The organism is Bacteroides sp. ET225, assembly GCF_024733745.1.
Taxonomy (GTDB): Bacteria; Bacteroidota; Bacteroidia; order Bacteroidales; family Bacteroidaceae; genus Phocaeicola; species Phocaeicola excrementipullorum.
In genome coordinates, this window is the sequence record NZ_JANRHN010000009.1 from 40,804 (window position 1) to 54,752 (window position 13,949).

14 protein-coding genes are annotated in these 13,949 nt (G+C 52.0%); 11 read left to right on the top strand and 3 right to left on the bottom strand.

Features of this window, described 5'->3' with window-relative positions; genetic code table 11:
* The first annotated feature begins 72 nt into the window (after positions 1-72).
* From NW212_RS06090 to miaA, 10 genes are all read left to right on the top strand, one after another.
* Entirely contained in the window at positions 73-1,245 is a 1,173-nt protein-coding gene (locus NW212_RS06090; protein WP_258337756.1) for an AIR synthase-related protein, read from the top strand.
* Entirely contained in the window at positions 1,238-1,510 is a 273-nt protein-coding gene (locus NW212_RS06095; protein WP_258337757.1) for a hypothetical protein, read from the top strand. Before NW212_RS06090 ends, NW212_RS06095 begins: the two co-directional genes overlap by 8 nt.
* Positions 1,511-1,515: 5 nt before the next feature.
* Entirely contained in the window at positions 1,516-2,625 is a 1,110-nt protein-coding gene (gene prfA / locus NW212_RS06100) for a peptide chain release factor 1 (protein ID WP_258337758.1), read from the top strand.
* Positions 2,626-2,696: 71 nt separating this feature from the next.
* Positions 2,697-4,415 carry a DUF4153 domain-containing protein gene (locus tag NW212_RS06105; protein ID WP_258337759.1) on the top strand — a complete coding sequence of 573 codons (1,719 nt, stop codon included), beginning with the start codon at positions 2,697-2,699 and terminating at the stop codon, positions 4,413-4,415.
* Between the two features lie 18 nt (positions 4,416-4,433).
* Positions 4,434-5,258 (top strand): orotidine-5'-phosphate decarboxylase, encoded by an 825-nt coding sequence (pyrF, locus tag NW212_RS06110; RefSeq protein ID WP_258337760.1) that lies wholly within the window; start codon positions 4,434-4,436, stop codon positions 5,256-5,258.
* Positions 5,259-5,498: 240 nt separating this feature from the next.
* Entirely contained in the window at positions 5,499-6,539 is a 1,041-nt protein-coding gene (gene lpxD, locus NW212_RS06115; RefSeq protein WP_258337761.1) for a UDP-3-O-(3-hydroxymyristoyl)glucosamine N-acyltransferase, read from the top strand.
* Positions 6,540-6,544: 5 nt separating this feature from the next.
* Entirely contained in the window at positions 6,545-7,930 is a 1,386-nt protein-coding gene (locus tag NW212_RS06120) for a bifunctional UDP-3-O-[3-hydroxymyristoyl] N-acetylglucosamine deacetylase/3-hydroxyacyl-ACP dehydratase (RefSeq protein ID WP_258337762.1), read from the top strand.
* 4 nt (positions 7,931-7,934) lie between these two features.
* Positions 7,935-8,702 carry an acyl-ACP--UDP-N-acetylglucosamine O-acyltransferase gene (gene lpxA / locus NW212_RS06125; RefSeq protein ID WP_258337763.1) on the top strand — a complete coding sequence of 256 codons (768 nt, stop codon included), beginning with the start codon at positions 7,935-7,937 and terminating at the stop codon, positions 8,700-8,702.
* A 46-nt stretch (positions 8,703-8,748) separates the two neighbouring features.
* On the top strand, positions 8,749-9,297 hold the full coding sequence (locus tag NW212_RS06130) for a plasmid pRiA4b ORF-3 family protein (RefSeq protein ID WP_258337764.1): 549 nt from the start codon (positions 8,749-8,751) through the stop codon (positions 9,295-9,297).
* Between the two features lie 82 nt (positions 9,298-9,379).
* A complete protein-coding gene (gene miaA, locus NW212_RS06135) occupies positions 9,380-10,294 on the top strand; it encodes a tRNA (adenosine(37)-N6)-dimethylallyltransferase MiaA (RefSeq protein ID WP_258337765.1) in 915 nt (304 codons plus the stop codon).
* 25 nt (positions 10,295-10,319) lie between these two features.
* Here the strand turns inward: miaA and NW212_RS06140 are convergent, their stop codons facing one another.
* The 3 genes from NW212_RS06140 to NW212_RS06150 are packed head-to-tail and all read right to left on the bottom strand — an operon-like array spanning position 10,320 to position 11,976.
* On the bottom strand, positions 10,320-11,315 hold the full coding sequence (locus tag NW212_RS06140) for an AI-2E family transporter (protein WP_258337766.1): 996 nt from the start codon (positions 11,313-11,315) through the stop codon (positions 10,320-10,322).
* Positions 11,312-11,668, bottom strand: coding sequence for a hypothetical protein (locus tag NW212_RS06145; protein WP_258337767.1), 357 nt, complete (start codon positions 11,666-11,668; stop codon positions 11,312-11,314). The genes NW212_RS06140 and NW212_RS06145 overlap by 4 nt, the downstream gene beginning before the upstream one ends.
* Positions 11,665-11,976: a septum formation initiator family protein gene (locus NW212_RS06150; protein ID WP_258337768.1), complete on the bottom strand. Its 312-nt coding sequence runs from the start codon at positions 11,974-11,976 to the stop codon at positions 11,665-11,667. The genes NW212_RS06145 and NW212_RS06150 overlap by 4 nt, the downstream gene beginning before the upstream one ends.
* A gap of 108 nt (positions 11,977-12,084) precedes the next feature.
* Here NW212_RS06150 and NW212_RS06155 point away from each other — a divergent pair, with 108 nt between their 5' ends.
* Positions 12,085-13,911: a DNA polymerase III subunit gamma/tau gene (locus tag NW212_RS06155; protein WP_258337769.1), complete on the top strand. Its 1,827-nt coding sequence runs from the start codon at positions 12,085-12,087 to the stop codon at positions 13,909-13,911.
* Positions 13,912-13,949: the final 38 nt, after the last annotated feature.

The window sequence follows — 13,949 nt, forward strand, 5'->3', positions numbered from 1 at the left end:
ATTTATGGGAAAAAGCGGAATTATCGCTAAATTTGCACATTCAAATGATTATAAATATAATATCATATACTCATGAGCAACCAACGATACATGCAACGCGGCGTATCCGCATCGAAAGAGGATGTGCACAACGCCATCAAGAACATTGACAAAGGCATTTTTCCGAAAGCATTCTGCAAAATCATCCCTGACATACTGGGAGGAGATCCCGAATACTGCAACATCATGCACGCCGACGGAGCCGGCACGAAATCTTCGCTGGCCTACCTGTACTGGAAAGAAACAGGCGACCTGTCGGTGTGGAAAGGCATCGCGCAAGACGCGCTGATCATGAACATCGATGACCTGCTCTGCGTGGGAGCCGTCGACAACATCCTGGTTTCGTCCACCATCGGACGCAACAAGCTGCTGGTGCCGGGAGAGGTCATCTCGGCCATCATCAACGGAACCGACGAACTGCTTGCCGAACTCCGCGAAATGGGTGTGGGAGTCTATGCCACGGGAGGAGAAACAGCCGATGTGGGCGACCTGGTGCGCACCATCATCGTTGACTCTACCGTGACCTGCCGCATGAAGCGCGCCGACGTGATCGACAACGCCAACATCCGCCCGGGCGACGTAATCGTGGGACTGGCTTCTTACGGACAGGCCACTTACGAAAAGGAATACAACGGAGGAATGGGAAGCAACGGACTGACCAGCGCACGGCACGACGTGTTCGCCAAATACCTGGCCGCGAAATATCCGGAAAGCTACGACCATGCCGTGCCCGAAGAACTGGTGTACAGCGGAGGCCTGAAACTGACCGACGCCGTGGAAGGATCGCCCGTCGACGCAGGCAAGCTGGTGCTCTCTCCCACACGCACCTATGCGCCGGTGGTGAAGAAGCTGCTCGATGCGCTCCGCCCGCAGATTCACGGAATGGTGCATTGCTCGGGAGGCGCGCAGACCAAGGTGCTCCACTTTGTGGGCGAGAACTGCCGCGTGGTGAAGGACAATCTTTTCCCGGTTCCTCCTCTCTTCCGCACCATCAAGGAGCAGAGCGGAACAGACTGGGACGAAATGTACAAGGTGTTCAATATGGGACACCGGCTGGAAGTCTATCTCTCGCCGGAACACGCCGAAGAGGTCATCGCCATCTCGAAATCGTTCAACATCGACGCGCAGATCGTGGGCCGCATCGAAGAAAGCGAACGCAAGGAACTGATTATCCGCAGCGAGTTCGGGGAGTTCAGGTATGAGTAAAATGGAAGGAAAGAAACGTCCGGCAGGAGTATATGTCGCATTGGCCATCCTCGTGGTGGGGGTAGGACTGAGCATCGTTGCCGACTGGCTGGGAAGTCCCTTCCTGAAGTCGCTGGCTCTCGTGCTTCCGTGCGGTCTGGCGGGATATGCCGTCAGCGTCTACATGTTCGACATAAAGCCTTTCCGGACAACTGCAGGGCGGCTCTTCTATGCCGCAATCATACTGCTGGTGACGATAGCTTTTTGGCTCATTGATATTTATTGAAGAAAATGACAGGAAACAATACATTACTGGAAAAACTGGAGGGACTGGTTTCCCGCTTCGAAGAGGTTTCGACCCTGATAACCGACCCTTCCGTCATTTCCGACCAGAAACGGTACGTGAAGCTGACCAAGGAATACAAGGACCTGAACGACATCATGAAGGCACGCAAGGAATACGTGCAATGCCTCAACGGGCTGGAAGAAGCCAAGGCCATGATGAACGAGAGCGATCCGGAAATGAAGGAAATGGCACGCGAGGAAGCGGCCCGGTGCGAAGCGCGCCTTCCGGAACTGGAAGAAGAAATCAAGCTCCTCCTTATCCCTGCCGACCCGCAGGATGACCGCAACGCCATCCTGGAAATCCGCGGAGGAACGGGAGGGGACGAAGCCGCCATCTTTGCCGGCGACCTGTTCCGCATGTACTCGAAATACTGCGAATCGAAGGGCTGGAAACTGGAGGTGTCGAGCGCAAGCGAAGGAGCGTCCGGAGGATTCAAGGAAATCATCTGCTCGGTGACGGGCGAAAAAGTTTACGGAACGCTGAAATACGAGTCGGGCGTACACCGCGTGCAGCGCGTGCCGGCCACCGAAACGCAGGGACGCGTGCATACGTCGGCCGCATCGGTAGCGGTATTGCCCGAAGCGGAACCTTTCGATGTGGAAATCAACGAGGGGGAAATCAAGTGGGATACGTTCCGAAGCAGCGGAGCCGGAGGACAGAACGTGAACAAAGTGGAATCGGGTGTCCGCCTGCGATACAACTGGAAGAACCCGAACACGGGCGCAACGGAAGAAATTCTGATCGAGTGTACCGAAACACGCGACCAGCCGAAAAACAAGGAGCGCGCGCTGGCGCGTCTGCGCACTTTCATCTACGACAAGGAACACCAGAAATATATCGACGACATCGCATCGAAACGCAAGACAATGGTGAGCACGGGCGACCGGTCGGCAAAGATACGCACCTACAACTATCCGCAGGGACGCATCACCGACCACCGCATCAACTACACCATCTACAACCTGGCCGCTTTCATGGACGGTGACATACAGGACTGCATCGACCATCTGATTGTGGCCGAAAATGCCGAAAGGCTGAAGGAAAGCGAACTATAACCCCAAGTGTCTGATCCGGACAAGCCTCTCTTCCGGGAGGGGCTGGAGAGGCTCTTTAATTACCTGAAGACATGGCAAGTAACTTTATCGAAAAAGCGGTTTACACCATAGCGGAAGCGTTTCAGAATTGCCTGAAACGCTTCCCGGTCACAGTATGCTTCGTGTTTGCCCTGACCGGACACCTGATTTATCTGTGCGCATCCGACGGAAAGGTGCCGGACGACAAGCTGTTCTACACCATCAGCTACTACTTCTCCGTAGGAACCCTGCTTTCGCTCACTCTCCATCTGTGGAGCGAGGAGATAAAGCGGAAAGCGGCCAAGGCCGTCACGCACCTGACCGGACACCTGCTTCTGCTGGCCGACACGTTCTTTCTTTACACGCTGTCGCCGGAACAGTCGTGGACGGAAATCATCATCGCCCACGCTGCCGCCATACTGGCTCTGGGGCTTTCGGTGTTCTTCCTTTCGTTCTTCCGGGAGAAGAATGACGTGCCGAGCTGGAACTTCGCCCTGTCAAGCCTCGGCTCGTTCGTCACGGCCAACGTCATGGGAAGCATCATGAGCGGAGGACTCTGCCTGCTGCTGTTCTCCCTGCACCAGCTCTTCAACCTGGATATTAAGCCCAAAGGATACGGCTATATCCTCATTCTCTGCAACGTACTGCTCGCCATGATGCTGTTTTTGGGACTCCTGCCGAAAGGAGAGGCCAAGCACGACCGCAAGCCGCTTGTCCGGAGTTTCCTGAACACGGCGGCGCACTATCTTTTTCTGCCGCTCACCGGAGCCTACCTGCTGGTGCTGTATGTATATGCCGCAAAGATACTGATCAGCTGGGAACTGCCCGACGGGTGGGTGTCGTGGCTGGTCACGGCCCTCATGACGGGATGCATCGCAATCGAATTCAGCATCTACCCTACCCGCATGGCATTGTCCGGCAGATGGGACGAACGCATCGCCCGCTGGCTTCCGGTGCTTGTCCTGCCTCTGCTCGTCCTCATGAGCGTGGGCATCGTACGCCGGCTCAATGACTACGGAATTACCGTCAACCGCCTGTATCTCGCCACCTTCAACGCGTGGTGCTATGCGGTGTGCATCGGACTGTTCGTCACCCGGGCCAGACGCATCAACTGGATTCCGATTTCCTTCGCAGCCACCTTTCTGCTGACTTCCGCTTTGCCGGTGAACTTTGCCAGCATAACTCGCCGGACTTTGCGGCACGACATCGAACAGCTGACGGCACAAGTGGACAAAGACAAGCTGCCATTTTCAAACCGCCAGTACGAGGAGTGGCTGAACACGCTTCCCAGAGAAACCGCAACGGATGTAAACGACAAGCTCGCCTACATGCGGCACACCTTCGGACGGGAAAGTATCCGCGACATTGTGGCAGAGGATGTGTACTTCTACGACAAGGTAGAAACCGCATCCGAAAGATCGCACCTGCTCGTCTGTTCGTTCGATGAAACGAAACCGATGGAAATACCCGAAGGATATACACGGTTCATCGGGGACAGCCAGGATACATTCTTCTTCTCCGCAGAGGAATGCCGGACAGGAACATTGGCCGTCCCTCTAAACAGATGGATCGAAAACTCCGAAGACTCCATATCCATAAACATCAAGACGCTGGAAGAATGGGACAAGAAAGAAGAGTCCGGAAACATTCCTCCGGCCCGAATCAACAGCAAGTCGGGGAACCATGTGTTCTATATAACTTATTTCTGCTATAATCCGGAACAGGGCAGCGGGCCTTCCCTCCGACTGAGCGGCTACCTATTCATGAAATAACCATCAAAACAAACCGATATGAACAAACAACAACTCTTTGAAAACATCAAGCGCAAGAAATCATTCCTCTGTGTGGGACTGGACACCGACATCAAGAAAATTCCGGAACACCTGCTGAAAGAGGAAGATCCCATCTTCGCCTTCAACAAAGCCATCATAGATGCAACCGCACCCTACTGCATCGCCTACAAGCCGAACCTCGCCTTCTACGAAAGCATGGGCGTAAAGGGCTGGATCGCATTCGAAAAAACGGTGCAGTACATCAAATCAAACTATCCCGACCAGTTCATCATCGCCGACGCAAAGCGGGGTGACATCGGAAATACGTCCGCCATGTATGCACGCACCTTCTTCGAGGAACTCGACATCGACTCCGTAACCGTTGCCCCCTACATGGGCGAAGACAGCGTAACCCCGTTCCTCACCTACAAAGGCAAATGGGTTATCCTGCTGGCCCTGACATCCAACAAAGGCTCGCACGACTTCCAGCTCACGGAAGACAAGGACGGCGAACGCCTGTTTGAGAAAGTGCTCCGCAAATCGCAGGAATGGGCGAACGACGAGAACATGATGTACGTGGTGGGAGCCACACAGGGACGCATGTTCGAAGACATCCGCAAGATCGTTCCCAGCCACTTCCTGCTGGTTCCGGGAATCGGCGCGCAAGGCGGCTCGCTTGAGGAAGTATGCAAATACGGCATGACATCCGAATGCGGGCTGATCGTGAACTCCAGCCGTGCCATCATCTATGCCGACAAGACGGAAAGCTTTGCGGAAACCGCCGGCAAAGAGGCACACAAAGTGCAGATGCAGATGGAAGAACAGCTCAAAAACATATGCTGAAACGGGCCTGCCCGGAATCCTTCTTTTTGATACGTGAGGATAGCAGTACACGTTGTCACTCAGAATCTCCGGGCAGCCAGTCGCAAGAAATTAAGGGGGGGCATCTGCAAATAACTGACTTTTTCGACGGCTATGTAAAAAAAAAATATTTAATTTGCATAATTAAGTAGTAAGTATGCTTTGTACTGCAACATTACAGGCAACCGAAATAAGAAAACCAAGGAACAAAAGACGATAATTATGGAGTTCTCAGCGAAACAGATTGCGGAATACATCGGAGGAACAATCGTAGGAGATGAAAATGCCAAAGTGCATACCTTCGCAAAGATAGAAGAGGGTGTGCCGGGGGCCTTGTCGTTCCTTTCCAATCCGAAATATACACATTATATATATAGTACACAGTCGTCAATCGTACTGGTGAACAACGATTTCTGCGCAGAGCACGAAATCAAGGCCACGCTCATAAAGACAGCAAACGCCTATGACAGCCTGGCCAAGCTGATGACTCTATACGAACAGAGCATGCCCAAGAAAAGCGGCATCAGCCCGCTGGCCTCCATCGCCGAAAACACAAAAATCGGCAGCAATGTATATATCGGACCTTTCGCCTGCATCGAAGAAGGCGCGGAAATCGGCGACAACTCCTATATCCACCCGCATGTAACCGTAGGCTGTCACGCAAAAGTGGGAGCAAACACCATATTATATCCCAATGTGACAATCTATCACGACTGCCGCATCGGAAACAACTGTATCCTGCACGCCGGAGCGGTCGTAGGAGCAGACGGCTTCGGATTCGCTCCCACACCGGAAGGCTATGAAAAGATCCCCCAGATCGGAATCACTGTCATTGAAGACAATGTGGAAATCGGAGCCAACACATGCGTCGACCGTGCCACCATGGGCGCCACCATCGTACACTCGGGCGTAAAGCTGGACAATCTTATACAGATCGCACACAACGTGGAAATAGGAAGCCATACGGCTATCGCTTCACAGACTGGCATCGCAGGCTCGGCAAAAATAGGAGAATGGTGTGTGTTTGCCGGCCAGGTGGGAATCGCAGGACACATCAAAGTGGGCGACCATGTAACGGTGGGGGCACAGTCCGGCATACCGGGAAATACAAAACCGGGGCAGACACTGATGGGATACCCTGCCATCGACCCGAAACTTTTCGCACGCTCTGCCGCCATCTACAAGAAACTTCCTGACATGTACGTAGAGCTGGGACGCCTTCAGAAAGAAATCGAAGAATTGAAAAAACAACTAAATAAATAAGACCCATGTTGAAACAACAAACATTAAAAGGCAGCTTCTCACTGAACGGCAAAGGGCTTCACACGGGAGTGAAACTTACCGTTACGTTTAATCCTGCTCCCGAACACCACGGGTATAAGATTCAACGCATCGACCTTGATGACCAACCGATCATTGACGCAGTTGCCGAAAATGTAGTGGACACCACCCGAGGAACGGTTTTGGCCAAGAATGGGATAAAAGTCAGCACGGTAGAACACGCGCTGGCCGCACTCTATGCAGCCGGCATTGACAACTGTCTGATACAGGTGGACGGCCCGGAAATACCGATTCTGGACGGAAGTGCCAAAGCCTATGTTGAATGTATCAAACGGGTGGGAATCGAAGAGCAGACAGCTCCCAAAGACTATTATATCATCAAATCCAAGATAGAGTTCAGGGACGAACAAAACGGTTCGTCAATCATCGTGCTGCCTGACGACAAGTTCAGCGTAGACACGCTCATCTCGTATGATTCGAAGATTCTGACAAACCAGTATGCCACATTGGAGAACATGGAAGAATTTCCCGCCGAAATCGCTTCGGCGCGCACATTCGTGTTCGTCCGCGAAATCGAGCCGCTGCTCAACGCGGGACTCATCAAGGGAGGGGATCTGGACAACGCCATCGTAATCTACGAAAAGCAGATGACGCAGGAGAACTTCGACAAGCTGGCAGATGTCATGGGAGTGCCCCACATGGATGCCAGCCATCTGGGATATATCAACCACGTGCCTCTGGTATGGCCCAACGAACCGGCGCGCCACAAACTGCTTGACATCATCGGCGACATGGCGCTGATCGGGAAGCCTATCAAAGGACGCATCATCGCAACCCGCCCGGGACATACCATCAACAACAAGTTTGCCCGCCAGATGCGGAAGGAAATCCGCCAGCACGAGATACAGGCTCCGGTCTACAACTGCAACGAAGCCCCGCTGATGGATGTGAACCGCATCCGGGAACTTCTTCCGCACCGCTACCCGTTCCAGCTGGTAGACAAGGTGATCGGAATAGGAGCCAACTACATCATCGGAGTAAAGAACGTAACTTCCAACGAACCGTTCTTCCAGGGACATTTCCCGCAGGAACCGGTCATGCCGGGTGTCTTGCAGATCGAAGCAATGGCGCAAGTGGGAGGACTGCTGGTGCTCAACTCCGTAGACGAGCCTGAAAAATATTCAACTTACTTCCTCAAAATAGACAACGTGAAGTTCCGGCAGAAAGTAGTTCCCGGCGATACGCTGATTTTCCGCGTGGAGCTGATGGCACCTATCCGCCGCGGAATCTCCACAATGAAAGGATATGTTTTCGTAGGCGAAAGAATCGTCTGCGAAGCTGAGTTTATGGCACAAATCGTAAAAAACAAATAAAGATATGATAAGTCCACTTGCATATATAGACCCGGATGCACAAATCGGAGAAAACGTAGAAATCGGACCATTCGTGTTTATTGACAAGAACGTAGTGATAGGCGACAATAATGTAATCATGCCTAATGCAAACATACTCTACGGTTCACGCATTGGCAACGGAAACCGGATTTTCCCGGGAGCCGTCATTGGCGCCATTCCTCAGGACTTGAAGTTTCATGGGGAAGAAACCACGGCCGAAATAGGTGACAACAATACAATCAGAGAAAATGTAACAATCAACCGGGGAACTGCCGCTAAAGGAAAGACAATCGTGGGCAACAACAACCTGCTTATGGAAGGGGTACACGTGGCGCACGACGTGTGGGTAGGAAGCGGATGCATCGTGGGAAACTCCACAAAAATGGCGGGAGAAGTCATCATCGACGACAACGCTATCGTGAGCGGAGGTGTGCTCATGCACCAGTTCTGCCGTGTGGGAGGATATGTGATGATTCAGGGCGGATGCCGGTTCAGCAAGGACATACCTCCTTTCATCATCGCAGGACGCGACCCCATCGCCTATTGCGGAATAAACATTGTGGGACTGCGCCGGCGGAACTTTTCGAACGAGCTGATCGAAAACATCCATAACACTTACCGAATCATCTACAACAGCGGAAAAATCGTTTCGGAAGCCCTGGAACAGGTACGCAAAGAAGTCCCGATGAGCAAGGAAATCGAATACATCATTTCTTTTGTCGAGGGTTCGCAACGTGGAATCATCCGATAACAGCATATTATCTTACACAATTGACTAAAAACGAAAGGACAAGACAATGGTATATAAATTTAGAATCATATCCGATGAAGCCGATGATTTTCTGAGAGAAATCAAAATCGACTCTGAAGCCACATTTTACGACTTGCACGAAGCGATATTGAAATGCACGGGCTATAAAGATGACCAGATGACTTCTTTCTTTATCTGCGACGACGACTGGGAAAAGGAAACGGAAATCACACTGGAAGACATGGGACAAAGCTCTTCAGAAGAAGACACCTACGTCATGAAGGATACCAGACTGAGCGAACTGCTCGAAGACGAAAAGCAGAAAATGCTCTATGTGTTCGACCCGCTGTCGGAACGTGTGTTCTTCATCGAGCTCTCTGAAATAATCACCGGAAAGGATCTGGACAAAGCCGTATGCTCGCGCAAGTCCGGCGAAGCGCCCCAACAGATTATCGACTTTGACGAACAGATGAACACGAACAGCGCACTCGACCTTGACGAGAACTTTTATGGAGATGAAGAATACGACATGGAAGACTTTGATCAGGAAGGATACGGAATGGACAACGAAAATCCATACGACGACAAATATTAATCAAAATCATTCACAGAAACACAAGGGTGCGTCAAAGGATGTAATGTACATCAATGACACACCCTTGTGTCGTTTAGAGCCAATGGACAAACAATCTACATTAATCGTGCTGGTCGGTCCGACCGGAGTAGGAAAAACAGAACTGAGCCTATCGATTGCGGAAAGATACCATACATCAGTCATCTCTTCCGACTCACGCCAGCTATATGCCGACCTGAAAATCGGAACGGCAGCTCCTACGCCCGAACAACTGCAAAGGGCCAGGCATTATTTTGTAGGAATCCTGCAACTGACAGACTACTACAGCGCAGCCCGATATGAAGCCGAGGTGATGAAAGAGCTGGAATCGCTTTTCAAGCAAAACCCGGTACAACTGATGACGGGCGGGTCAATGATGTATGTCGACGCTGTTTGCAAAGGCATAGACGACATCCCAACCGTAGACAAGGAAACACGCGAACTGATGCTCCGACGCTATGAAACGGAAGGGCTTGAAAGGCTGTGCAGCGAACTGAAGCTGCTGGACCCGGAATACTACAGGATTGCAGACCTGAAAAACCCGAAGCGGGTAATCCATGCGCTGGAAATCTGCTACATGACAGGAAAGACCTATACCTCATTCCGCACGCAGACGCAGAAGGAACGCCCGTTCAACATCATAAAGATCGGGCTCAAGCGCGAGCGTGAAGAACTTTACGAGCGGATCAACCGCCGCGTAGACCTGATGATGGAGGAGGGCCTGCTGGAAGAAGCCAAACGGGTCTACCCCTACAGACACCTGAATTCGCTGAACACGGTAGGCTACAAAGAACTCTTCAAGTATCTCGACGGGGAATGGACCCTTGACTTTGCGGTGGAGAAGATAAAGCAGAACTCGCGAATCTATTCACGCAAGCAGATGACATGGTTCAAGCGTGATCCCGACATCCGCTGGTTTCATCCCGACAGCCATGCGCAAATCTTGCAGTTCCTCGATGAGAGCCTGACAAACGGATAGCCGGACAAGGCACGCCCCTCCCCCTCTACTCATCCATAAGATACTCCTTGCGGAACATGTCGAGGAACAGCAGGAACAGGGAAACGAGCAAAGGCCCGAAAATCACTCCCATGAAACCGAACAGCGGCAAGCCTGCCACCACTCCGAAAATCGTGATCAGCGGATGCACGTTTGCCATCTTTTTCTGCAGAATGAAGCGGATCAGGTTGTCGCACTGAGAAATGACGATGCCGCCATACGCCAGCATAACCACTGCGCTGACCCAGTCGCTCACCACCAGGAAATAGACCGTGATGGGAATCCAGACCAAAGCCGTGCCCACAATCGGAATGATTGAAGCGAAAGCCGTCAGCATCGCGCTCAGAACCGGATTGGGCGCACCGCTGAGAAGATAGCCGCCGAATGAAATGACGCCCTGAATGACTGCCAGCAAAGGGATGCCTATGGCGTTTGAACGCACCATCAGCTCCACCTTTCCCAACACCTCACGCTTGTTCTGCTCTTCGAAAGGCAGCAGCGACGACACATAATGCTCCATCTGCCTCCCCTCCAAAAGCATGAAGAACAGAAGCATGATGGCAACGCCCAGATTCACAAACAAATCGCTCACGCCCGACATGACGGACTGTCCGATGGAGGATGCCTGGGAAACGATGAACGAAAGGGACTTTTCTGAAAGCAGATCGAAGCCCGTATTGATCTTGATGAAGTCGATCACCTTCATGGCCGGCCGGATTATGGCTTCCGTGTCAAAGTGCATCTTGGAAATCTGACCGACAAGTATCCAGATGAACAACGACAGGGGAATCAGGATAAAAAGCGACACGCCGATGGTCACCAGCCACACAGCCAGCGTATGGTTCATCTTCTTCTGAAGCCAGAACGTAAAGTTCCGGAGCAGCAGATACAAAGTGAAGCCTCCCAGAATTCCATTCATGAAAGGCTCAGCCTGCCGGAAAAGGATATAGCCCAGTCCGATGATGAAGATGATCAGCGAGTATTTCCAGTATTTTTCTTTCATCGGCTGTTCTTTTTTTCTTTTGCCTCTTCCTGGGGTATGCGGAAAGCCGTATACAGCTCCAGTACAGCGGAAACGGCCAGACACACAATCCACTCGTTGCGATGCCACAGCAGCATCACCACACCTGTCAATATCAGCAGCATCGCACCCAGAATCTGCTGGCGGCGCAAACGCTTTATCATTACGTTGGTGCCCGAATAGCCCGAAACCACCACCTGCACATAGGCAAACAGCACGGCTCCCAGCAAATAGACATACGGAGCACACTCAAACTTGAAGAACTGCAACGCCAGTCCCGCAAACAAAACCAGCGTTCCGCAAAACGCCACTATATCTGCTACTTTCGCACTCATTCCTTTTCTGTATCTTTTTGAAAAACAAATATGTCTTCGTTCTCCTGCTTCATCAGATAACGCTCGCGGGCCACTTTTTCCAAAGCGTCTTTATTGCCCGTAATCTCTTTCAGCATCTTGCTGTCCTCCTCATACCGCTGGCGGTAGCGTTCTATTTCTGTCTTCAGCGCATGAATCTCCCGCCGGTGCTCGAAACGCCGGATCAGGCTGTTCTCGTCGAACACACCGATAATCAAAAGGAAAATGACGGTAACCACCCAATACTTATGCCGCCCGATAAACGACCATATCACAGAAAGCTTGTTCATAAACTCAATTGAATTAACAAAGACAAAGATACGCATTATTTCAAAGCAACCCCATGCAAAAGAAAAAGATTTTGCGTACATTTGCATGAACAAACAAAAATGCAGCAGATGGAAAACTATATCGTATCAGCACGAAAATACCGCCCCGCAACATTCGACACCGTAGTAGGTCAGCGCGCATTGACCACCACTCTGAAAAATGCCATAGCAACACAGAAGCTGGCACACGCCTACCTTTTCTGCGGACCGAGAGGAGTGGGGAAAACCACCTGCGCACGCATCTTTGCAAAAACCATCAACTGCCTCCATCCGACTGAAGACGGAGAGGCATGCAACGAATGCGAATCGTGCCTCGCATTCAACGAACAGCGCTCGTACAACATCCACGAGCTGGATGCTGCCTCAAACAACTCGGTTGAGGACATCAGAAGCCTGATTGAACAGGTGCGCATACCGCCGCAGATCGGAAGGTATAAAGTGTACATCATCGACGAGGTGCACATGCTTTCGACAGCGGCCTTCAACGCTTTCCTGAAAACACTGGAAGAGCCGCCGCAGCATGCGATATTCATCCTCGCCACAACGGAAAAGCACAAGATTCTGCCCACGATCTTGAGCCGATGCCAGATATACGACTTCAACCGCATCAATGTTGCAGACATTGCCGAGCACCTGGAGGATGTGGCCAGAAAAGAGCACATCGACGCTGAGCCGGAAGCACTGAACGTCATCGCGCAAAAAGCCGACGGAGGCATGCGCGACGCGCTGTCTATCTTCGACCAGGTGGTCAGCTTTACAAACGGGCATATCACATACAACAGCGTCATAGAAAACCTGAATGTGCTGGACTACGAATATTATTTCCGCCTGACAGACTGCCTGCTTGAAAACAAGGTGACCGACTGTCTGCTGATATTCAACGACATCCTGCAAAAAGGCTTCGACGGAAACCACTTCATCACGGGATTAAGCTCGCACTTCCGCGACCTGCTGGTGAGCCGGGACGCCTCTACGCTGAAGTTGCTGGAGGTGGGGGCATCCATACGCGAGCGATACCAGACGCAGGCTCAGAAATGCTCTCCGCAGTTTCTGTACAAGGCCATGAAAATCAGCAACGACTGCGACCTGAACTACCGCCAGAGCAAGAACAAGCGACTGCTCGTAGAACTGGCACTGATACAGCTTGCCCAGCTCACTGCACCGGCGAGCAATTCTGCGGAAACCGAACAAAGTGTCCCCAAGAAGATTTCTCCCGTATTCAACAACAGCCAGGCAGAAACAGCAAAACCCCAGCCGGCAGCCGCCCAACAATCGGAATATGCCGCAACCCTGCAACAGCCGACTCCCGTATACCAGCCGAAAGCGCAGGAGGTGCAGGCAGCTCCGGCAACAGCAGCCGCCCGCCCCAATCCCATTCCGAAGCCTCAGCCGGGGAAAAAGATACCGCTGATGAAAGCGGAAAGCCTGAGCACCTCAATCAAGCGTACAGCGCAGGCACAGCAGGCATCCGGCGAAACGCGCCCCGCGCAAACCGCCAGCAGCGCACCGGTTGCGGATACGTGGGAAGACTATATCTTCAATGAAAAAGACTTGAACTATTACTGGAAGGATTTCACGAACAAGCTGCCGCAAGAAGAAGCTGCCAATGCCGGCCGCATGAAAAACATGCACCCCAAACTGCTGAAAGACCAAAGCACGTTTGAAGTGGTGGTAGACAACGAAATGGTGCAGAAAAACATGCAGAGGCTTGCCCCGCAGATAGAGAACTACCTGCAAGGCCAGCTGCATAACCGGAAAATCAAAATGACGGTACGTGTCAGCGAAGCCGGCGAAACCGTCCGCGCCTACAGCCAGCCGGAAAAGTTCAAGATAATGAGCGAAAAAAACCCAAGCCTGCTGAAACTGCAGAAAGAGTTCGGACTGGAACTTTCCTGACCGCCGCCGGCAGCCCTCTGCCGGATGCAAGGCCGCAG